Annotated in this window: 21 protein-coding genes and 3 pseudogenes; 10 read left to right on the top strand and 14 right to left on the bottom strand. The window is 59.3% G+C overall.

Annotated features, from left to right (window positions below; genetic code table 11):
• Positions 1-99: 99 nt before the first annotated feature.
• The 3 genes and pseudogenes from ACQ4WS_RS07255 to ACQ4WS_RS07245 form a co-directional block, all read right to left on the bottom strand.
• Positions 100-372, bottom strand: a pseudogene (locus tag ACQ4WS_RS07255) (MFS transporter); the annotation flags it as partial.
• Between the two features lie 241 nt (positions 373-613).
• Positions 614-1,187: pseudogene (locus ACQ4WS_RS07250) on the bottom strand (GMC family oxidoreductase); the annotation flags it as partial.
• 125 nt (positions 1,188-1,312) lie between these two features.
• On the bottom strand, positions 1,313-1,843 hold the full coding sequence (locus tag ACQ4WS_RS07245) for an AAA family ATPase (RefSeq protein ID WP_436474964.1): 531 nt from the start codon (positions 1,841-1,843) through the stop codon (positions 1,313-1,315).
• 274 nt (positions 1,844-2,117) lie between these two features.
• Between ACQ4WS_RS07245 and ACQ4WS_RS07240 the strand changes: the two genes are divergently transcribed.
• Positions 2,118-2,615, top strand: coding sequence for a hypothetical protein (locus tag ACQ4WS_RS07240; protein ID WP_436474962.1), 498 nt, complete (start codon positions 2,118-2,120; stop codon positions 2,613-2,615).
• A gap of 76 nt (positions 2,616-2,691) precedes the next feature.
• Here ACQ4WS_RS07240 and ACQ4WS_RS07235 read toward each other — a convergent pair.
• A pseudogene (locus tag ACQ4WS_RS07235) lies at positions 2,692-3,144 on the bottom strand (IS6 family transposase); the annotation flags it as partial.
• 124 nt (positions 3,145-3,268) lie between these two features.
• Here ACQ4WS_RS07235 and ACQ4WS_RS07230 point away from each other — a divergent pair.
• Complete coding sequence (locus ACQ4WS_RS07230) at positions 3,269-3,601, top strand: hypothetical protein (protein WP_436474960.1); 333 nt, start codon at positions 3,269-3,271, stop codon at positions 3,599-3,601.
• 44 nt (positions 3,602-3,645) lie between these two features.
• On the opposite strand, the gene ACQ4WS_RS07225 is transcribed toward ACQ4WS_RS07230, so the two are convergent.
• Together ACQ4WS_RS07225 and ACQ4WS_RS07220 are read right to left on the bottom strand one after the other, a co-directional pair.
• Entirely contained in the window at positions 3,646-3,840 is a 195-nt protein-coding gene (locus tag ACQ4WS_RS07225; protein WP_436475266.1) for a hypothetical protein, read from the bottom strand.
• A gap of 67 nt (positions 3,841-3,907) precedes the next feature.
• A complete protein-coding gene (locus ACQ4WS_RS07220) occupies positions 3,908-4,093 on the bottom strand; it encodes a hypothetical protein (RefSeq protein ID WP_436474959.1) in 186 nt (61 codons plus the stop codon).
• Positions 4,094-4,194: 101 nt separating this feature from the next.
• Between ACQ4WS_RS07220 and ACQ4WS_RS07215 the strand changes: the two genes are divergently transcribed.
• Positions 4,195-4,551 carry an IclR family transcriptional regulator domain-containing protein gene (locus ACQ4WS_RS07215; protein WP_436474957.1) on the top strand — a complete coding sequence of 119 codons (357 nt, stop codon included), beginning with the start codon at positions 4,195-4,197 and terminating at the stop codon, positions 4,549-4,551.
• Here the strand turns inward: ACQ4WS_RS07215 and ACQ4WS_RS07210 are convergent.
• The 5 genes from ACQ4WS_RS07210 to ACQ4WS_RS07190 all read right to left on the bottom strand — a co-directional run bounded on the left by ACQ4WS_RS07210 (position 4,548) and on the right by ACQ4WS_RS07190 (position 10,503).
• Complete coding sequence (locus tag ACQ4WS_RS07210) at positions 4,548-5,774, bottom strand: 6-phosphofructokinase (RefSeq protein WP_436474955.1); 1,227 nt, start codon at positions 5,772-5,774, stop codon at positions 4,548-4,550. The genes ACQ4WS_RS07215 and ACQ4WS_RS07210 overlap by 4 nt on opposite strands.
• Positions 5,775-5,890: 116 nt before the next feature.
• Positions 5,891-7,939: a sodium:solute symporter family protein gene (locus ACQ4WS_RS07205; protein WP_436474953.1), complete on the bottom strand. Its 2,049-nt coding sequence runs from the start codon at positions 7,937-7,939 to the stop codon at positions 5,891-5,893.
• The gene (locus ACQ4WS_RS07200) at positions 7,936-8,241 is read right to left on the bottom strand and encodes a DUF4212 domain-containing protein (protein WP_436474952.1); all 306 of its coding nucleotides are present in this window, start codon (positions 8,239-8,241) and stop codon (positions 7,936-7,938) included. Before ACQ4WS_RS07200 ends, ACQ4WS_RS07205 begins: the two co-directional genes overlap by 4 nt.
• Positions 8,234-9,772, bottom strand: a complete 1,539-nt coding sequence (locus ACQ4WS_RS07195; RefSeq protein WP_436474950.1) for a sensor histidine kinase — start codon at positions 9,770-9,772, stop codon at positions 8,234-8,236. The genes ACQ4WS_RS07200 and ACQ4WS_RS07195 overlap by 8 nt, the downstream gene beginning before the upstream one ends.
• Positions 9,769-10,503, bottom strand: a complete 735-nt coding sequence (locus ACQ4WS_RS07190) for a response regulator (protein WP_436474948.1) — start codon at positions 10,501-10,503, stop codon at positions 9,769-9,771. The genes ACQ4WS_RS07195 and ACQ4WS_RS07190 overlap by 4 nt, the downstream gene beginning before the upstream one ends.
• A 254-nt stretch (positions 10,504-10,757) precedes the next feature.
• On the opposite strand from ACQ4WS_RS07190, the gene recA reads away from it, so the two are divergent.
• From recA to ACQ4WS_RS07160, 6 genes are all read left to right on the top strand, one after another.
• Entirely contained in the window at positions 10,758-11,861 is a 1,104-nt protein-coding gene (recA, locus tag ACQ4WS_RS07185; RefSeq protein WP_436474946.1) for a recombinase RecA, read from the top strand.
• A 227-nt stretch (positions 11,862-12,088) separates the two neighbouring features.
• Positions 12,089-12,544 carry a recombination regulator RecX gene (gene recX, locus ACQ4WS_RS07180; protein ID WP_436474944.1) on the top strand — a complete coding sequence of 152 codons (456 nt, stop codon included), beginning with the start codon at positions 12,089-12,091 and terminating at the stop codon, positions 12,542-12,544.
• 531 nt (positions 12,545-13,075) lie between these two features.
• Positions 13,076-13,636, top strand: coding sequence for a DUF2889 domain-containing protein (locus tag ACQ4WS_RS07175; protein ID WP_131685688.1), 561 nt, complete (start codon positions 13,076-13,078; stop codon positions 13,634-13,636).
• 72 nt (positions 13,637-13,708) lie between these two features.
• Positions 13,709-14,878 (top strand): ADP-forming succinate--CoA ligase subunit beta, encoded by a 1,170-nt coding sequence (gene sucC / locus ACQ4WS_RS07170; protein WP_436474941.1) that lies wholly within the window; start codon positions 13,709-13,711, stop codon positions 14,876-14,878.
• Between the two features lie 13 nt (positions 14,879-14,891).
• Positions 14,892-15,773 carry a succinate--CoA ligase subunit alpha gene (sucD, locus tag ACQ4WS_RS07165; RefSeq protein WP_010401645.1) on the top strand — a complete coding sequence of 294 codons (882 nt, stop codon included), beginning with the start codon at positions 14,892-14,894 and terminating at the stop codon, positions 15,771-15,773.
• A gap of 213 nt (positions 15,774-15,986) precedes the next feature.
• Positions 15,987-16,451: a pilin gene (locus ACQ4WS_RS07160; RefSeq protein ID WP_436474940.1), complete on the top strand. Its 465-nt coding sequence runs from the start codon at positions 15,987-15,989 to the stop codon at positions 16,449-16,451.
• Positions 16,452-16,472: 21 nt separating this feature from the next.
• Here the strand turns inward: ACQ4WS_RS07160 and ACQ4WS_RS07155 are convergent, their stop codons facing one another.
• Entirely contained in the window at positions 16,473-17,195 is a 723-nt protein-coding gene (locus ACQ4WS_RS07155; RefSeq protein WP_436474938.1) for a flagellar brake protein, read from the bottom strand.
• A 148-nt stretch (positions 17,196-17,343) separates the two neighbouring features.
• Between ACQ4WS_RS07155 and ACQ4WS_RS07150 the strand changes: the two genes are divergently transcribed.
• Positions 17,344-17,739, top strand: coding sequence for a DUF6713 family protein (locus tag ACQ4WS_RS07150; RefSeq protein ID WP_436474936.1), 396 nt, complete (start codon positions 17,344-17,346; stop codon positions 17,737-17,739).
• On the opposite strand, the gene ACQ4WS_RS07145 is transcribed toward ACQ4WS_RS07150, so the two are convergent.
• Entirely contained in the window at positions 17,740-18,024 is a 285-nt protein-coding gene (locus tag ACQ4WS_RS07145; protein ID WP_436474935.1) for a cyclic pyranopterin monophosphate synthase MoaC, read from the bottom strand.
• A 141-nt stretch (positions 18,025-18,165) separates the two neighbouring features.
• Positions 18,166-18,744 carry a recombinase family protein gene (locus ACQ4WS_RS07140; protein WP_436474933.1) on the bottom strand — a complete coding sequence of 193 codons (579 nt, stop codon included), beginning with the start codon at positions 18,742-18,744 and terminating at the stop codon, positions 18,166-18,168.
• Positions 18,745-19,052: the final 308 nt, after the last annotated feature.

Below are 19,052 nucleotides of genomic sequence, written 5' to 3'. Positions count from 1 at the left end.
AGGATGTAGCCGACGATATGCCACGGCTCGCCATTGCCCGTTTTCAGCAGGTAGGTGGCGATGATGGGCGTCAGGCCGCTGGCGAAGATGCCGGAGGGGCGGCAGCACGCCGATCAGGAAGGTGGATATGCCCATGATCATCAGGGTCATCACCAGCATGCTCTTGCGGCCGATCTTGTCGCCGAAGTGGCCGAAGATCACACCGCCGATGGGGCGCGACAGAAAGCCCACGGCGAAGGTGCCATACGCCAGCATGGTCGAGACGAGCGGATCGCCGCCCGGAAAATACAGCTTGCTGAACACGATGCCGGCCACCACGCCGTAAAGGAAGAAGTCATACCATTCGATGGTGGCGCCGATCACGCTGGCCATCACGACTTTCCGTAGCTCTTTTGCTTTTTCGGATGGTTCGGATTGTTATCCATCATATCTAGTCTCCAATCGATATCGATTATGTTTTTTTCTGATGCTAGGCTTGTCGCCGATACTTGGGGCGGGGCCGTCTGCCCGCCGCTGGCATCCTCCCGGGTGAGGTGGAATGGGGAGCTGACTAGGCAGCCTGTGGCAGGCGCACGGCGTCCGCCAGGATCATGTCGGCCGCTTTTTCGGCGATCATGATGGTGGGCGCATTCGTATTGCCCGAGACGATTTCCGGCATGATCGACGCATCGACCAAGCCGTGCACGCGCAGCTGGCCATCCTGCCAGTACTCGATGCCGATGGCGCGCTTGCGGGCCGGCCGCAAAAAGGCCTTGGCCGTGCTCCAGCGCAAGCCCTTGCTGGCTGTTTGCTGGAAGTAGCCGACGCCTTCCTGCGTGGCGCCGTTGTAATCGGCATTGAAAGGGATGCCGCTTTCCGTGGCGCCGGCGATGCAGTGTTCGGCGATGGGACGGCGCAGGCGCAAGTCCGACACTTTCAGCGGGCCGCCGACGCCGTGGTAGTCGCTGGCACCGCGTTCCTGGTCTTCCGATTTCTTGAAATAGGGCAGCACCTCGGCATCGCTCCAGCCTGCATTGCCCAGCTCGGCCCAGCGGTTTCTGGCCGCGCAAATAGAGCAAGCCGTTGAGCGAGCTGGAGCCGCCCAACACCTTGCCGCGAGGCCATTGCCGCTGGCGCCCGGCGATGCCGACGTCCGCTTCCGTGCGGTAGCACCAGTCCAGCCTGGGGGCGTGCATGGTCTTGAAATAGGGGTTTGAGGTGCAGTGGAACGGAAAACCGGGTAAGGAATCTTCTGCTGTTTTTTGGCCGTTTCCGTGCCGTTCGCTCCCACGGCCTGTCGCATGAAGCTGGAACCCCAAGTAAGCGTTATCAACTAATTGTTCAGCGTACTCAGGATGAAGTCGGCGCGCTCTTCCACCCCCACCTTCGGAACGATCGAAAGGTCATACCCCAGTGATGGATAGACTTCAAGAAGCCGTGAATATTCTGCCATCGCACTGTCTAGGGTGTGACGCCGCTCTTGGTCCTGAACGTAAATTTTCGACCAAGGTGGGGTTAGGAACACGCGCTGATGGTAGCGATTAAGTTGTCCAATCGACATTAATTCTGGTTTGCCGGTCAGGTGCTGAAGAGCAACGGCGGCGTCGATCAAACTTCTGTCGAAGAAGATCCAATCATCAGGTGTGCCGACTGAGGCTCGGTCGGCGAGTGCCATGGCAATGGCACGATGCAAAAATGCAGTCGGGTCTATCCAGGGTAGCGCCGTGCCATTGCTGTGGATCTCTGCTTTCACGATCCGTCTGCCGGGTTCTTCCACGACGGCATACCCTCGTCGGCCAAGCTCTGCGAGCAGCGTGGACTTACCACCACCGGAACACCCGGAGATCACAACGAACCGATTCATATATAAATTTCTCACTTTCGAGCCGTTACAGCTAGAGGGCCTATGGTTACCCGCAAGGAAGACGCTGCGATGTATTTACAAAAATAAAATTATATATACAATAACATTTTGGCATGATAGGCTTGCATTCCTCTAGCAATAGCATCATTTCTTTCGGGGGTAATCGTCCGCTACCCGGCATGGGCAAGAATGAGAAGGCAAAGACAAGCAGCTTGGCACGATCCTCGTCTGGTCGATAAAGACCTCCTTCCACGCTTCACAGACTAGTGAAAAAATGAGCTTCGAGATTTTCTTTTACAGCTACAAGCGGGGTGAACCTTACTCCTTTCCCCTGTCGGATGCTGAATCTGCATTTCAGGCAGCCATTGTGCGCCGCGAACGCACGGAAAGCGACCTCTTCTGGCGACTGGAATACCCAATTCTTAATCCACCAGATGTTCCGCCAGTGATGCAATTCAACGGGCGCGAATACCCCGTCTTGGTGTGTGATTGCTCGGAAGTCTACTTGACCGTTGAGGTAGGTACTGATTCACGCCCTATGACGGACGGGTTCATGGTCAGTGGGCCAGCCGGGCATCACGATTTCTATGCGGCACTGCTGCACCTTCTGCAAACTACGCACTCTGCTTTGTTCTGGCCAGGTAACAACTCGCTTGTCGTCGGTCAGTTTGAGAGCATCGAACACCTGCCCAAGGAAATGATAGAAAGCCTTGGCGAGCCGTTCATAATTAATGAGCCTCAACAGATCATTGACAGGATTTGTGCCAGCTAAAGCATGACTGAAGCAATTTGGGTTCTGTCGCATTGTTGATCAAACGGCGGAATTTTCCCGGGATGTCACATTGCCCTCAAACAGGACGGACTTTGCCCGCCAGCGCATAAAATTGGTCGGTGAACGACATCGCATCGGTTCCATTGATTGAGAACTGGCCCTTGCGGATCATGTGCATGAGCTCGACGCCGGCGAGCACGCAGTGGGCGGCGCGGAACGATTTGAAGTTGAGCATCGGCTTGGTCACCCGCTTGATGGCGCGATGGTCCTGTTCGACGATGTTGTTGAGGTACTTGACTTGGCGCAGGACGATCGGCACGTCGCGGCCGGCGTTGATCGCATCGATCGCCGCCTTGTTGGCCCCGCTCTTGTCCATCGCGACCTTGTCCGGATCGCCGTTCGCTCCCATGGCCTTGTCGAAGAAGCGCTTCGCTGGGGCCATATCGCGCTTTGCCGTGAGCAGGAAGTCGACGGTTTTGCCCTGCTTGTCGACGGCGCGGTACAGGTATTTCCAGGCGCCCTTGACCTTGGGGTTCCGGGTGCAATGGAACGTAAAACCGGTTAAGAGGTGATCTGTCAGATTGAAATTGGTTGGCCATCCACCTACAGCATTTTTATTATCTTGTTCACACGTCACAGAAGGAGAAACACCGATGGCAACAAAAAGCGAACTCAAAGCCCTCTCCGCGCGGGCACTTCAGATAATGGAACCACCAGCCTACGAGTCAAAAACTGATGTTCTCGTTACAGGAGAGCCGCTTAGCAAGCCTGTCTATTGGAAGGGGCGACAATGGGCTGTCACAAGTTATGGAATTGAGGCACGTGATGGCAAATATGTTATCGAGGGCAGCAAAGTATGGGAAGACGACGGCCATGGACAGATTAAGCATATGGCAGAAAAGGAGTGGGTTGACCTGTCTGACTTTGTTGAAGCTCTACGACTTGCGCGCTCTCGATGGCCAAAAAGCGGTTTAGCAGAATCCTAAACGTTCGCAAAGGGTCGGTCGCCGCCACCGGTCATTGATTCCGCTTAACACTGTTGGCCGTTCCGTTGCACCTCAAACCCCAAATAGCCGACCGGCACGCGTATCCAGGGATTGTTGTCCTTGCCGCCCGGTTCCAGCAGCAATACTTGCTTGTTGCTGTCGTGCGACAGGCGGTTGGCCAGCACGCAGCCGACCGAACCGGCGCCGACGACGATGTAATCGTAGTGTGTTTGTGACATTGCCCTTGTCCCCTGCGTTTGCGGTATAGCTTGCCTTTGCTGGCGACTTTTGCGATACACGGGTCTTTTATTTGGTGTTTTGGAACGCCTGGTTCCATTTATAAAAGACATGCAGCGCCGGGACCAGCGGAAACATCCGCATACGCGAGAGGTGAAACAGAACATGCATGATGCGTTTCAATAACGGCAGGCCGATGCCGGAGAAGATGGGGCGGCCGGTGGCGCAGTGGCTGCCAGCGCGGCGGCCAGCCATGGCGACGAGGCACGGGGCTTGCGCGTGCTGCGCCCACTCGTGGGACGCGGCTACGTGCCCGGTACCGCTGTGCCTGCACTTGGTGCTGGGTACGCGCGCCCATGCATTGCACGGCCAGCGGCAAGCTGTTTTTGGCGCACATGAATTTGCTGGAGCGGCGCGCATTGCTGGCCATGCTCACGCTGGAGGCGCGCACGCCGAAAAGCATCACGGATCCCGTGCTGCTGGAACGTGAGATCGTGCGCATTGCCCGCCTGGGCATCGGCATCGACGACGAGGAATTCGTGCACGGCATGGTGGCCGTGCCCATCTGCGCGGCAGACGGGCGCATCGTGGCGGCCGTGGCTTGCCACGCGCCCGTGGCGAGAAAGTCCGTGGAGCAACTGATGCAGCACGTGCCGCAGCTCGAGGGCGCGGCCGTCAAGCTGCGGCCGCTATTGCTGGCGGAAAATAGTTAAGGTTTCAAGACCTTCGCTACTTTTGCAGCCCTAAGACGGAACGCATCGGGCATGCCCGAGCCCAGCAGCGGACGCAGGTACAGTCTGAAAGCATCGGTCACATCGGTGCCGCTGGCGCTGATGAACTCGTCTTCCATGGTACGCGTCTTGCCCGCCACTTCCGCCAGGGGCAGCAATTCATAATCGACGGAATAAAAGCCCGTGCGCTTGATGGCGACGGAACCGTCGCGGTCGCCCCACATGGCGAACTGCACTGCCTTCTCGCCCACTTCTCGGGCTTCGCGTTGATCTACATCAGAGACGCAGCCGATGAAGGAGCGCTGCAGATAGCCGAAGGTATCGCCACGCACGCGCTTGATGCCCAGCTTGGCCTTGATTTCGTCGCACAGCAGGTCGGCCAGCGCGCCCGTGCCCGACAATTGCACATTGCCATGCGCATCGCGCTCTACCTCATTGCCCACCTGCCGGGCCAGCAGGCTGGCGATCGGTTCTCCCGAGGCGTCGTGGATGCCTTCCGAGACGGCGATCACGCAGCGGCCATACTTTTCATACGTGGCCTTCACGTCGGCAAGGAAGTTATCCAGCGCGAAGACGCGCTCGGGCAGGTAGATCAGATGCGGGCCATCGTCAGGGAACTTCTTGCCCAGTGCCGAGGCGGCTGTCAGAAAGCCCGCGTGGCGGCCCATCACCACGCCCACGTAGACGCCGGGCAAGGCCGCGTTATCGAGGTTGGCGCCGGCGAAGGCTTGCGCGACGAAACGCGCGGCCGAAGGAAAGCCGGGCGTGTGGTCGCTGCCCACCAGGTCGTTGTCGATGGTTTTCGGGATGTGGATGCAGCGCAGCGGATAGCCGGCCTTGTGCGCTTCCTCGCTGACGATGCGCACCGTGTCGGACGAGTCATTGCCGCCGATGTAAAAGAAATGTTCGATCTCGTGCGCGCGCAGTACTTCGAAGATTTGCTGGCAGTAGGCAATATCAGGCTTGTCGCGCGTGGAGCCGAGCGCCGACGAGGGCGTGGCGGCCACCAGTTCCAGGTTGTGGCTGGTTTCCTGCGTCAGATCGACAAATTCTTCATTGACGATGCCGCGCACGCCGTGCAGCGCCCCATACACGCGCGTGACATGTTGAAAGCGCCGCGATTCGAGCACCACGCCCACCAGCGACTGGTTGATGACGGCGGTCGGGCCGCCTCCCTGGGCAACAAGAATTTTTCCAGACGGCATGAGGTCTCCTCGTAGTGGAACGGCCCTCCAGCGTACTCCTTTTTTGCCGGGGCGCTGTCTTTTCCGATAGTTCTGTCGTGGAATTTCTCCACGTCATCACAGGCCAGTCTGCGCTGTTACTCCGGTGCGCGGATATGCTCCACCAGCCCCGTGCTGCGCCGCCCCGGCGCCGGTGTCAGGCAGCTGACCAGCACGGCGGCGGCCAGGCCGGCAGGCACGCCGAAGATGCCAGCGGAAATGGGCGCGATATGCATCCATTGACCACTGGCATTGCCGCCCAGCATGGTGCTCGTATGCAGCATGTAATACAGGCATACGCCAAAGCCCGTCAGCATGCCGGCCAGCGCGCCCTGGTAGTTGGCGCGTTGCCAGAAGACGCCAAGCACCAGCGGCGGGAACAGGGTCGAGGCGGCCAGGGAAAACGCCACGCCCACCAGCGACAAAATATCCGCCGGCTTTTGCGAGGCGGCATAGGCGGCGATGAAGGCCACGGCCAGCAGCAGCAATTTTGAAATCGTCACGCGCTTTTGCGTCGAGGCGCTGGGATCGACCACCTTGTAATACACGTCGTGCGACAGGGCATTGGAAATGGCCAGCAGCAAGCCATCGGCCGTCGATAGGGCGGCAGCCAGGCCGCCGGCCGCCACCAGGCCGGAAATCACGTAGGGCAGGCCGGCAATCTCGGGCGTGGCCAGCACCAGCACGTCGGCATCGATGGAAATTTCCGCCAGTTGCACGATGCCGTCGCGGTTGACGTCGACGATGCTGATCAGGGGACTGAGCTTGTCCACATTGGCCCAGTACGACACCCAGGTGGGCAGGTTCGTGTATTGCGTGCCCACCAGCGCCGAGTAAATATCGTACTTGACCAGCACGGCCAGCGCGGGAATCGTGAGGTAGATCAACAAGATGAAGAACAGGGTCCAAAAGACGGAGACGCGCGTTTCGTGCACGGAGGGCGTGGTGTACGATCGCATGAGGATATGCGGCAGGGCGGCCGTGCCCAGCATCATGCAAAACACGAGGGCCAGGAAATTGTTGCGCTTGATGTCGGACTGCTCCCGGTCGGCGGCGGGAAACGGCTGCGCGTGCGGAATGATCGGCTCGGCGCGTTTCTGATTCTGTGCCTGCGCGGCCTGCCACAGCACGCGTGCCTCGTCGGGACTTTTCGGATACGCGATCAGGTAGCGTTCCGCATTGCGGATATCGAACAGCGAGGCATTGCGCTGGCGCAAACTATCGAGCTGGCGCTGGGCCGCCAGGCGGCCTTGTTCCCAGGACGCGGGCAAGCCGGCGATGCGCGCCTGGTAGCTTTGCGCGCGCTGGCGGAAGATGGCGCGCACCTCGTTTTCTTTCGGGTCCGATTCCAGCACGTGTTCGCGCGCGCTCAGTTGCGGCAACACCTTGCCGTAGGCGATCTGTGGCACGGGATTGTCCGCATGCTTGACCGATAACCACATGGCGGGGATCAGGAAGGCGACGAGGATGATGATGTACTGGGCCACCTGCGTCCAGGTGATGGCGCGCATGCCGCCCAGAAAGGAGCAGACGAGGATGCTGGCCAGGCCCAGGAAGATGCCGACGGAAAAATCCACGCCCGTGAAGCGCGAGGCGATCAGGCCGACGGCGTAGATCTGCGCCACCACATACGTAAATGACACGATGATGGTGGCGGCCACGGCCACCACGCGCACGCTGGCACCGCGTTTGTCGGCGCCGCCGCCATAGCGGGCGGCGAGGAAATCGGGAATCGTGTACTGGCTGAACTTGCGCAGGTAGGGAGCGATCAGGAGGGCCACCAGGCAATAGCCGCCCGTCCAGCCCATGATGAAGGCCAGGCCATCGAAGCCGTTCAGGTACAGGCCGCCGGCCAGGCTGATGAAGCTGGCAGCCGAAATCCAGTCGGCGGCCGTGGCCATGCCGTTGAACATGGCCGGCACCCTGCGCCCCGCCACATAGTATTCGGTGACGTTCGAGGTGCGGCTGATGACGCCGATGGTGGCGTACAGGGTGATGGTGACGAGCATGAACAGGTAGCCGATCCATGCGCGCGGCATGCCTTCCTGTTCCAGCACCGACAGGGCCAGCAGGAAGGCGGCGAAACCGGCCGTAAACAGCAGGTAGTAGCGGCACAGGCGCGCAAAGAAGCTGCGCTGGCCGATCATGCGTGCTCCTCGGCATGAAAAGCCCGGTCGAGGCGCTGCATGCGCCAGGCATAGAAGGCGATGATGGCCAGGTACACCAGCGAGGCGCCCTGGGCCGCCATATAGAAGGGCAGCGGCCAGCCGAACAGGTTCAGGTGCAACAGCTCGCGCGCATAGAACACGGTCAGGAAGCCCGTCAGCAGCCAGATCAGCAGCAGGATGGCCGTCAGGCGCCGCGTCTTGCGCCAGTGGATAGCGCGGCGTGCCTGCAGCTCGGGGCTGGGCGTGCGCGCCGGGGGAACGGGTGGGCTCGGCTTATCCATACGTGATCTCATCCTCTTCTGGCGCTTCCGGCAACAGCAGGGCGATGCTCAGGCGCAGCAGGGTGCCCGGCAGTTTCGGCGAGTGTGCACGTGGATTGCTAAAAATCTCGACTTCGGCGCCATGTTGCTGCGCAATTTCGCGCACGATGGCCAAGCCCAGGCCGCTACCGTCGACATTGCTGCCGAGAATGCGGTAAAAGCGTTCGAAGACGTGGGCCCGCTCGGCCTGCGGTATGCCGGGGCCCGTATCTTCCACTTCCAGGATGGCCAGTTCCAGGGTGCTGCGCACGCGCACCGTGACGCTGCCCCCAAGCGGCGTGTAGCGCAGGGCATTGTCGATCAGGTTGCTCAACAGCTCGCGCAGCATCATGGCATTGCCGGAAATCATGATCGAATACGCGGGCTGCTCGAAGCCCAGGTCGATATGCTGGGCAAACGAGGCTTGCACCCAGTCCTGCACCACGCCGCGCGCCAGTTCGCTCAGCTCGATCGGCTCGAACGCTGTGCCCGCCTGTGGCTGGTTTTCCGCGCGTGCCAGGGCCAGCAGCTGGTTGACCAGGCGCGTGGCCGCTTCCGAACTTTTCGCCAGCTGCAGCAGCGAGCGGTGGATTTCGTCGTGGTCGGTCTGGCGCAGGGCCAGCTCGGATTGCATGCGCATGCCGGCCAGCGGCGTTTTCATCTGGTGCGCGGCGTCGGCGATGAAGCGTTTCTGCATGTCGATCGACAGAGACAGCCGCGCCAGCATCTCGTTGAGCGAGCCGACCAGTGGCGTGATTTCCTCGGGCACCTGGCCCGAATCGATGGGACTCAAATCGTCGGGCGGGCGGGCGCGTATGCGTTCCTGCAATTGCGCCAGCGGCGACAGGCCGCGCGCCAGGGCAAACCAGACCAGCGCCAGGATCACGGGCAGGATGATGAACTGCGGCAAAATCACACCCTTGATGATTTCATTGGCCAACTGGGCGCGTTTTTCCAGCGTTTCGGCCACTTGCACCAGCGCGCGGTGCGGCTCATCGTTGTTGCCGGCAGGAATGTCGAGATAGCTGAATGCCACGCGCACGGGCGTGCCGTGGAAGGTGTCGTTGCGAAACAGCACCATGCCGCTGCGGTATTTGTCGGGGTCTTGCGGCGGCGGCAAATCGCGGTCGCCATCGAGGTATTCGCCGCGCGGGCCTACCACCAGGTAATACAGGGTGTCGATATCGTCGCCGCGCAGGAAGTCGCGGCCGCTATTACTGCTGTTCTTTTCCGGCGCGCGGCGCAGCATGGCGCCGTCGGCTTGCTTGACCTGCTGCGTGAGCACCGTCACGCTGTCTTCCAGCGCATGGTCGAAGGGCTGATTGGCGATGCCCTTGGCCACCAGATAGGTGATGGCGATGCTCATCGGCCACAGCAACAGCAAGGGCGCCAGCATCCAGTCGAGGATTTCGCCAAACAGCGAATGCTCGATGGTGTCATCCTGCTCCGTGGTGGGCGGTTCGAACCAGTCGTCGTCGTCCGCCTCGTCCGCAGGCGCCTCGCGCGCCTTCACTTGCTGGCGGGGCCGCTGGCCGGGCTTGCCGCCTCGCCCGCTTCGGCGTTCAGGCGCGCCGCTTCCGAGTATTTTTCCAGGCAATAGCCGAGGCCGCGCACGGTGGCGATGCGCACGCCGCCCACTTCGATCTTCTTGCGCAAGCGGTGCACATACACTTCGATGGCGTTGTTCGACACTTCTTCGCCCCATTCGCACAGGTGGTCGACCAGTTGCTCTTTCGAAACGAGGCGGCCGGTGCGGCCCAGCAGGATTTCCAGCAAGCCCAGTTCGCGCGCCGACAGGTCGAGCATCTGGTCGTTGATGTAGGCGCTGCGTCCTACCTGGTCGTAGCTGAGAGGGCCGTGCTTGATGACGGTGGCGCCGCCGCCGGCGCCGCGGCGCGTCAGGGCGCGCACTCTTGCCTCCAGTTCCGACAGGGCGAACGGCTTGGCCATATAATCATCGGCACCGAGGTCGAGGCCATTCACGCGTTGTTCGATGGAATCGGCGGCCGTCAGGATCAGCACCGGCAGCAGCGAGGCGCGCGCGCGCAGGCGGCGCAGCACTTCCAGGCCGGACATCTTGGGCAGGCCCAGGTCGAGGATCAGCAAGTCGAATTCCTGGGTAGACAGTGCCGTATCGGCCTCCTGCCCCGTCTTGACGTAGTCGATGGCATAACCGGACTGGCGCAGCGAGCGGGTCAGGCCATCGGCCAGCACGCTGTCATCTTCGGCAAGTAAAATACGCATGGTGCACTTCCTCTGCTTGCGGCGGTAGAAGCTTGTATTGTGTTTCATTTTCCGCAAGGTGGATAGTTTTTGTGAAAAACCAGGCTTGTATTGATCTGTTTCAAAACAAATCCACGTTCCGCTTGCATTGATCACTGTTTTTTTATACAGTACTGTCTGTATAAAGAATTTAACCCACTGGCGCTATCGCAGGCTGCACGGTTCACGTAGATGCGTCACGTGAATCTGCAACTGTAGAACGGCTGAAAGAACATATGGACGATAAAAAAGCTGTAGTACCCGCATCGGAAAAAGCCAAGGCGCTCGCCGCCGCACTGGCGCAGATCGAGAAGCAGTTTGGCAAAGGTTCGGTCATGCGCATGGATGCCAGCGCTGTGATCGAAGAAGTGCAAGTCGTGTCGACCGGTTCGCTCGGCCTCGATATCGCGCTGGGCGTGGGCGGCTTGCCGCGCGGCCGCGTGGTGGAAATCTACGGTCCGGAATCGTCGGGTAAAACCACCCTGACCCTGCAAACCATTGCTGAAATGCAAAAACTGGGCGGTACTTGCGCCTTTATCGATGCCGAGCACGCGCTGGACGTCGGTTACGCGCAAAAGCTGGGCGTGAACCTGCACGAGTTGCTGATCTCGCAACCGGATACGGGCGAGCAGGCGCTGGAAATTTGTGACGCCCTCGTGCGTTCGGGCAGTGTCGACCTCGTCGTGATCGACTCCGTGGCGGCACTGACGCCACGCGCCGAGATCGAAGGCGACATGGGCGATTCCCTGCCAGGCTTGCAAGCGCGCCTGATGTCGCAAGCCTTGCGTAAATTGACCGGTTCCATCAACCGCACGAATACCCTGGTCATCTTCATCAACCAGATCCGCATGAAGATCGGCGTGATGTTCGGCAGCCCGGAAACGACCACGGGTGGCAATGCGCTGAAATTTTACGCCTCCGTGCGCCTGGATATCCGCCGCACCGGTTCGATCAAGTCCGGCGATGAAGTGATCGGCAACGAAACCAAGGTCAAGGTCGTCAAGAACAAGATCGCGCCACCGTTCAAGGAGGCGCACTTCGACATCCTGTACGGCGCAGGCACCTCGCGCGAAGGCGAAATCCTGGACCTGGGCTCGGATGCCAAGATCGTGGAAAAATCCGGTTCGTGGTACAGCTACAACGGCGAACGCATCGGCCAGGGCAAGGACAACGCCCGCGCCTTCCTGCAAGAGCGTCCGGCACTGGCCCGCGAAATTGAAAACAAGGTCCGCGCTTCGCTGGGCGTGCGCGAACTGCCGCCGCTGGCTGCTGAAAAACCGGAAAAAGCGGATAAAGCCGCTGACAAGGCTGCCAAGGCTGCGGAAGCCAAGCCAGAGTAGGTCGGATTAGCGCGGCAAAGCCGCGCGTAATCCGACAACACCACAGACGCCAACAATGTTGTCGGATCAGACGCCAACAATGTTGTCGGATTACGGCCCAAGGGGCCTAATCCGACCTACGCATGGCTTGCCGCAAGGTGTGACCATGATCGCCGTCCCGCGCTATTGCGCCGGGCGGCGATTGTGTTTGGATGGCTTGATCGTGGAATGAAAGACAAGGTGGGTGTATGGCAGCGGTACAACTAAGCCTGAAAGGCAGGGCGCTACGCTTTCTGTCGATGCGTGAACATAGCCGCATGGAATTGCGGCGCAAGCTGCAGCGCCATGCGCAAGAGGGCGATGATGTGGAAGCCTTGCTCGACAGCCTGGAGCAAGCCAACTGGCTGTCGCAGGAGCGCTTTTCCGAGTCGCTGATCCACCGCCGCTCGGCCCGCTTCGGCAATAGCCGCATCATGGCCGAATTGCAAAGCCATGGCATAGGCGGCGAGGCGCTGCAGGAACTCAAGGCGGGATTGGCCGAAGGCGAAGTTGCACGCGCCTGCGAGGTGTGGCGCCGCAAATTTGGTGAAGTGGCGCAGGATGCCGAGCAGCGCAACAAGCAGGTGCGTTTTTTGATGCAGCGCGGCTTTTCCCAGCGCGCCGTGCAGGTGGCCCTGAAGGGGCTGGATCCCGAGGACGATTAGGCCGCTGCTGGCGCGGTTCTGCCAGTTTCCGCGCCGCGCCTGCCGGTGTGCTGCCGGCATGTCCGCCCTGGCCATGCTGTGTTCCTTCTACAACAGTCCGCGCGCTGCCCTGCGTGCGCGTGCCGGCCGGCCTTGCGGCTTGCCCTTATTTTCTTGGCAAGGGGCTTTCTTCTGTCATCGTCCTGTCAAGCCGGCGGCGTATTGTTGCGCTGCACGTGGCGAGCGCTGCCAGCGCTCTGCGCTATCGGTGCGGAGGCGGCAACTGCATACCCTTCACGGCCCCAGGCGCGCATATCCATCATCACCGAATATGATAACTACATAAATTTCCATGTGCTTTCTTTATACTTTGAAATGTTTTTATCGAAGCAATGAAAAATTATGTTGCGGCGCAACCGGCGCCCAATGTGCTACACTTTTAGGGTTTTTGCGGCGCCGCAGGTGCGGTTGCTGTTCGTAGAAGCTGCGAACAGAGTGCTTTAGGCACATGGCTGCTTACTAAATTATGGCCGCGCAAGCGGCATCGGTCTTATGCCCCTGTCAACTCCCGTATCCCGGCGCGCCCTACGGCACTCCCGCGTTATCGACGTCCAAGCGTATGTGCGCGACGACGGCCTGTGGGATATTGACGCCCGTATCACCGATATCAAAAGCTATGACGCGATGCTGGCTTCTGGCCCCCGTCCCGCCGGCACTCCCCTGCATGACCTCCATTTACGCATTACCGTCGATCGCGAACTGACCATTGTCGAGGCCGAAGCTGCCTCCGATGCGGTGCCCTATCCCGGTTTTTGCGATACCATCGGCCCCGCTTACAGGGCGCTGATCGGTTTGAATTTATTGAAGAATTTCCGCCGCGACTTGAAACAGCGCCTGGCGGGAATCGCCGGCTGTACCCATTTGACCGAATTGGCGCAAGTCTTGCCGACTGCGACGGTTCAGGCATTTGCCGGCGATGTCTGGTCGACCCGTGACGGTGCGAATGCTGATTTGTCGCATGAAAAGCCGTTTCAACTCGACAGATGCCACGCCCTGCGCACCGATGGCGGGGCGGTTGCACAGTATTACCCGCGCTGGGTAGCCAAAGCGTGACCCCGGCGCTTTCCTGTTTTTTTTGCACCACTAACCGTATTTTTACACATCAGTATCAGAAGGGAAGCCAGCATGAAAATCCATGAGTATCAAGCCAAAGAAATCCTCCGGCAATTCGGAGTGACGGTACCACGCGGTATTCCGTGCATGTCCGTCGAAGAAGCCGTCAAGGCTGCGGAAACCCTGGGCGGCCCGGTGTGGGTTGTCAAGGCGCAGATCCACGCAGGTGGCCGCGGCAAGGGCGGCGGCGTGAAAGTGGCAAAATCGATGGAACAGGTCAAGGAATACGCTGACCAGATCATGGGCATGCAGCTGATCACGCATCAGACCAGCGCCGAAGGCCAGAAAGTCAACCGCCTGCTGGTGGAAGAAGGCGCCGACATCAAGCAAGAACTGTACGTGTCGCTGGTCACCGACCGCGTCACCCAGAAAATCGTCCTGATGGCATCGTCCGAAGGCGGCATGGATATCGAAGAAGTGGCCGAGAGCCACCCTGAGAAGATCCACCACGTCACCATCGAGCCGAGCGTCGGCCTGACCGATGCCCAGGCAGACGACATCGCGACCAAAATCGGCGTGCCTGCCGGTTCCATCGTCGACGCCCGCGTCAACCTGCAAGGCTTGTACAAAGCATACTGGGAAACCGATTGCTCGCTGGCCGAAATCAACCCGCTGATCGTTACCGGCAGCGGCAAGGTCATCGCCCTGGACGCCAAGTTCAACTTCGACCCGAACGCTCTGTTCCGCCATCCGGAAATCGTCGCCCTGCGCGACCTGGACGAAGAAGATCCAGCTGAAATCGAAGCGTCGAAATTCGACCTGGCCTACATCTCGCTCGACGGCAACATCGGTTGCCTGGTAAACGGCGCCGGCCTGGCCATGGCCACCATGGACACCATCAAGCTGTTCGGCGGCGAGCCAGCCAACTTCCTGGACGTCGGCGGCGGCGCCACGGCAGAAAAAGTGACCGAAGCGTTCAAGATCATGCTGAAAAACCCAGGCCTGAAAGCCATCCTGGTGAACATTTTCGGCGGCATCATGCGTTGCGACGTGATCGCCGAAGGCGTTATCGCCGCGGTCAAGGCCGTCTCGCTGAACGTGCCACTGGTGGTGCGCATGAAGGGCACCAACGAAGACCTGGGCAAAAAGATGCTGGCCGATTCCGGTCTGCCTATCATCGCAGCCGACACCATGGAAGATGCAGCCAAGAGCGTCGTTGCCGCTGCTGCCGGTCAAGCTTAATTAAGGAATCAACATGTCCATTCTGATCAATAAAGATACCAAAGTCGTAACCCAAGGGATCACCGGCAAGACCGGCCAGTTCCACACCCGCGGTTGCCGCGACTACGCGAACGGCAAAGCTGCCTTCGTGGCAGGCGTGAACCCGAAGAAAGCCGGCGAAGATTTCGAAGGCATTCCTATTTTCGCTAGCGTTACCGAAGCGAAAAAAGAAACCGGCGCCAACGTTTCCGTGATCTACGTACCGCCAGCAGGCGCGGCAGCGGCGATCTGGGAAGCTGTCGAAGCTGAAATGGATCTGGCCATTTGCATCACCGAAGGCATTCCTGTGCGTGACATGATGGCCCTGAAAGACCGCATGGCTAAAGCCAACAGCAAAACCTTGCTGCTGGGCCCTAACTGCCCAGGCTTGATCACGCCAGACGAAATCAAGATCGGCATCATGCCAGGTCACATCCACAAGAAGGGCCGTATCGGCGTGGTGTCGCGTTCGGGTACCCTGACCTATGAAGCAGTGGGTCAATTGACCGCACTGGGCCTGGGCCAATCGTCGGCAGTCGGCATCGGCGGCGACCCGATCAACGGTCTGAAGCACATCGACATCATGAAGATGTTCAATGATGATCCAGATACCGACGCGGTCATCATGATCGGCGAAATCGGTGGTCCGGACGAAGCCAACGCGGCTTATTGGATCAAAGATAACATGAAAAAACCGGTCGTTGGCTTCATCGCTGGCGTGACCGCTCCTCCAGGCAAGCGCATGGGCCACGCCGGCGCGCTGATCTCGGGCGGTGCCGATACGGCACAAGCCAAGCTGGAAATCATGGAAGCTTGCGGCATCACCGTGACCAAAAACCCGTCGGAAATGGCGCGTCTGCTGAAAGCCATGCTGTAATTCCAGCCTGGTCACCGCAGTACAAAAAAGGAGCTTCGGCTCCTTTTTTTTGTCCGCAAGACAGGCCGCTTCCCGGCCCGGGGCGACGTTACTGGTCCGATATGGCCCAAAAGTGTCGCTTTTCTTTCCACGTGTGCCGCCGTTGCCCGGGCGCGCCGCTGGCATGGCGTTTGCACCGTTCCCTGCGTGAGCAATGCACCATGGGAGGATACGATGCGCACGCAAAGCGGATTTACCCTGATAGAACTGATGATCGTGGTGGCCATCGCCGGCATCCTGGCGGCCGTGGCCATTCCCCAGTATGGCGACTATACGATGCGGGCCAAGGTCAGCAATGTGCTGGCGGCCGCTGCCCCCTTGAAAACGGCCGTGGCCCTGTGCGTGCAGGAAAACGGCGGAGCAGTTACGGCCTGCAGCAGCCCCACCCAGGCCGTGCCCAGCGCCATCCCTGTGTTTAGCGCGACGCGCGAGGTGGCCAGCGCCAAGGTCGACAAGGGCAATATCGAACTGACCCTGGCGGGCGACATGGGCAGCGGCATGGGCGGCCAGACGGTGGGCATGGAGCTGCAGCTTGGCTCCAGCAGCCTGAGCTGGTTTTACAGCACCAGCGTGACGAATGCGGCAGCCAGGGAAGCCATTACCCGGAACAATATTCCGAAGGTGGTGGCGACGCAGTGAGCGGCGCCTGCGGCGCCAGTGTCAGACGATTTTTTGCCGGTCCGCGATCAGCGCTTCATAGGTGAGGTTTTGCAGCAGGGTATAGTGGGTCGGTTCCAGGTCGATGAATTGCACGCCATACGTATAGATTTCGGCCACCTCGGCCGCATGGCCATTCGACGGCTTGCCCACGCTGACGTTCTGGATGCGCGCGCGCGTATTGACGCGCATCTGATGCTTGTTCGGCTGCACCAGCAGGGTAAAGCTGAGCGCGACGCCCTCGTCATCCGGCGTGAGCATGCCGGGCGCCTCGATCAGCGCCCCCGAGACGCTGAGGTTGACGATGAACACGGGTACGGCCGCCACGTCGCGGTAGCTCAGCTGCGCCGGAATGTCCACTTTTACGCGCATGGCCGTGCGCAGGCTGGTGCCCTGGATGGCGTCGGGAAAGCTCAGGTGGACATAATTGAGCGGGCGGCCGAAGATGCGCAGCACGCTGCAGGAAAACGAACACACGGTGACGCCGGAAAACACGCGGATGGTCAGCTTGTCGCCCTCGTTGAGCACGATGGACGCGCCGTTTTCCATGGGAATCTTGACGATCAGGTACTCATCCTTCACATAGCCGATCACGGTCGAGAAATGCTGGATGGGCTTGATGGTGCGGTGCGTGATGAACTGGATGCGTCCCCCCACCTGCAGATTCATGGCCTCGAATTCGAAGTCCTGGAGCTTGGTTTCGGCGGTGGCCTTGTTGCTTGTCATGCGATGCTCATCTGGATATGGTCGACTCGCAGTATGCATGATTTCTTGATGAAAAAGCATTCATATCAATGAAATTCATATTGGCACAGAAAAATGCCAGGCGCACGTGCCGGTGCGCGGTGCAGGCTTTAAAATTGCATCAATATTGATGAATGTAAATCTTATGCCGCGCAGCTACTTCTGGACCATGTTGTTCCTGATCTTGCATCAAATCGACGCTGCCTACTGGAAAGAGTGGGAAATGTTTCATGTGCCGGGCGGCGTGCAGGGTTTTCTGGTGTTTAACCTGGCGGCCATTGCCCTGGTGCTGGCCGGTTACCGGCACGTGCTGCTGGCAAGCCCGCAGGCGACCCTGTATGCGGGCGTCTGCGCGGCGCTGGGCGTGGGAACTTGTCTGATCCACGCCGGCTTTGCGCTGGCTGGGTGGGAACAATTCCACTTGCCCCTGTCGATGGCCATCATCGGGCTATGCCTGGCGTGTGCCATGTGGCTGCTGCGCGACTTGCGCCGCGCCAAGCTCCATCTTGCGCGCAAGGCAGCATAGTTACACCTGCGCGTGCCAGTCGCCCGACTTGCCGCCATGTTTTTCCAGCACGCGCACGTTCGTCATGACCATACCCCGGTCGACGGCCTTGCACATATCATAAATTGTCAGCAAGCCGATTTGCACGGAAGTGAGCGCTTCCATTTTCACGCCGGTTTTTTTTGTACCTATGTGGTTTTTCAGCGGCTTGGAAGTGGGTTTCGACAAGTGTTGCTGAGCCTTAGAAACTTCGCTCTTATCCCACAGTGGGACAAAATTGGGACAGGATTTTTGCCCTGCCTGCAAGCAGTTTACGGGATCGTTCCGCTATTGACAAGTTCGCGCTAACTTGGACTTGCGCGGCAGTAGTCGCAATTATGGACTGGACCGAATAATCAATCGGAATATAGATTTCTTTCGAGTCGTGTGCAGAAGGTGTGCGCTCGTCTAGGCTGCGGCCTTGAGGATGCGGTAGACCGAAGCGATACCGATAGAGCAGGCGGCGATGTCCTGCTTGGTCACGCCCTTAGCATGTAGGGATAGAACCTTGGCTGTCTGGGCTTGGGTTGTTGGGGCGCGGCCCTTGTACCTGCCCTCAACCTTCGCAGCAGCGATGCCTACCTTCTGACGCTCTAGCATGTTCTCACGCTCAAACTGTGCGATAGAGCCGAAAAGGTTGAAGGTCAAGCGACCTTGCGGGGTGCGGGTGTCTACTGCCATGTCAAGAATTCGGATGGATGCACCAGCAGTAGCCAAGGTTGCCTCAATCTCGATCATGTGAATCATCGAACGGGCCACGCGGGACAAACTGGTGAAGACCAGGACATCGCCTGCTTTCAGCTTGCCCAGCACCTTGACGAACTCAACGCGGTCGGCCATTTTCACGCTGCTGATTTTCTCTTGGTAGATCGTTTGATCGGTGCAGCCAGCTGCCTTTAGCTTGGCTACTTGATCGGCCAACCCGGCTACCTGTTCAACTGTCGATGTGCGTGCGTAGCCGTAGGTGTCATGGCGGAGCCTTATCAAATGAATCTAAAGGTATTGATATTATCACTAGGATCGATCTAGAGTTTGCAAGATATTTGATAGGTTTTGGCGCAACCCCGGCTATCACGCTTTAGACCCTGTTCATGTAATAAACGATAGATATTGAAGGGTTGCAATATGTTATTCGTTGTACAATTACAGTTACTAATTTCACGCGATGGGCATATGAGGGCGTTCTCAAGAACCAAGTGCAACACCTTTGTCCTGTAAGGTGTCGGCATGTCGAACAGCTATAAACATTTAACTACCCAAGAGAGGGCCGTGGTCATGACCATGCGCGATGACCA

Origin of the sequence: Janthinobacterium leeuwenhoeki (assembly GCF_051380795.1) — a bacterium.
Taxonomy (GTDB): domain Bacteria; phylum Pseudomonadota; class Gammaproteobacteria; order Burkholderiales; family Burkholderiaceae_D; genus Janthinobacterium.
This window is presented reverse-complemented; position numbering and strand designations above follow the sequence as displayed.

What these genes read in the sequence shown, in the direction of transcription:
- ACQ4WS_RS07230 (WP_436474960.1), top strand. Translation starts at nt 3,269, where the DNA reads ATGGCAACAAAAAGCGAACTCAAAGCCCTCTCCGCGCGGGCACTTCAG.
- ACQ4WS_RS07155 (WP_436474938.1), bottom strand. Translation starts at nt 17,195, where the DNA reads ATGACAAGCAACAAGGCCACCGCCGAAACCAAGCTCCAGGACTTCGAA.
- ACQ4WS_RS07200 (WP_436474952.1), bottom strand. Translation starts at nt 8,241, where the DNA reads ATGGATAAGCCGAGCCCACCCGTTCCCCCGGCGCGCACGCCCAGCCCC.
- ACQ4WS_RS07205 (WP_436474953.1), bottom strand. Translation starts at nt 7,939, where the DNA reads ATGATCGGCCAGCGCAGCTTCTTTGCGCGCCTGTGCCGCTACTACCTG.
- ACQ4WS_RS07160 (WP_436474940.1), top strand. Translation starts at nt 15,987, where the DNA reads ATGCGCACGCAAAGCGGATTTACCCTGATAGAACTGATGATCGTGGTG.
- ACQ4WS_RS07240 (WP_436474962.1), top strand. Translation starts at nt 2,118, where the DNA reads ATGAGCTTCGAGATTTTCTTTTACAGCTACAAGCGGGGTGAACCTTAC.
- ACQ4WS_RS07190 (WP_436474948.1), bottom strand. Translation starts at nt 10,503, where the DNA reads ATGCGTATTTTACTTGCCGAAGATGACAGCGTGCTGGCCGATGGCCTG.
- ACQ4WS_RS07215 (WP_436474957.1), top strand. Translation starts at nt 4,195, where the DNA reads ATGCATTGCACGGCCAGCGGCAAGCTGTTTTTGGCGCACATGAATTTG.
- ACQ4WS_RS07220 (WP_436474959.1), bottom strand. Translation starts at nt 4,093, where the DNA reads ATGGCTGGCCGCCGCGCTGGCAGCCACTGCGCCACCGGCCGCCCCATC.
- recA (WP_436474946.1), top strand. Translation starts at nt 10,758, where the DNA reads ATGGACGATAAAAAAGCTGTAGTACCCGCATCGGAAAAAGCCAAGGCG.
- ACQ4WS_RS07245 (WP_436474964.1), bottom strand. Translation starts at nt 1,843, where the DNA reads ATGAATCGGTTCGTTGTGATCTCCGGGTGTTCCGGTGGTGGTAAGTCC.
- sucD (WP_010401645.1), top strand. Translation starts at nt 14,892, where the DNA reads ATGTCCATTCTGATCAATAAAGATACCAAAGTCGTAACCCAAGGGATC.
- sucC (WP_436474941.1), top strand. Translation starts at nt 13,709, where the DNA reads ATGAAAATCCATGAGTATCAAGCCAAAGAAATCCTCCGGCAATTCGGA.
- ACQ4WS_RS07210 (WP_436474955.1), bottom strand. Translation starts at nt 5,774, where the DNA reads ATGCCGTCTGGAAAAATTCTTGTTGCCCAGGGAGGCGGCCCGACCGCC.
- ACQ4WS_RS07225 (WP_436475266.1), bottom strand. Translation starts at nt 3,840, where the DNA reads ATGTCACAAACACACTACGATTACATCGTCGTCGGCGCCGGTTCGGTC.
- recX (WP_436474944.1), top strand. Translation starts at nt 12,089, where the DNA reads ATGGCAGCGGTACAACTAAGCCTGAAAGGCAGGGCGCTACGCTTTCTG.
- ACQ4WS_RS07175 (WP_131685688.1), top strand. Translation starts at nt 13,076, where the DNA reads ATGCCCCTGTCAACTCCCGTATCCCGGCGCGCCCTACGGCACTCCCGC.
- ACQ4WS_RS07150 (WP_436474936.1), top strand. Translation starts at nt 17,344, where the DNA reads ATGAATGTAAATCTTATGCCGCGCAGCTACTTCTGGACCATGTTGTTC.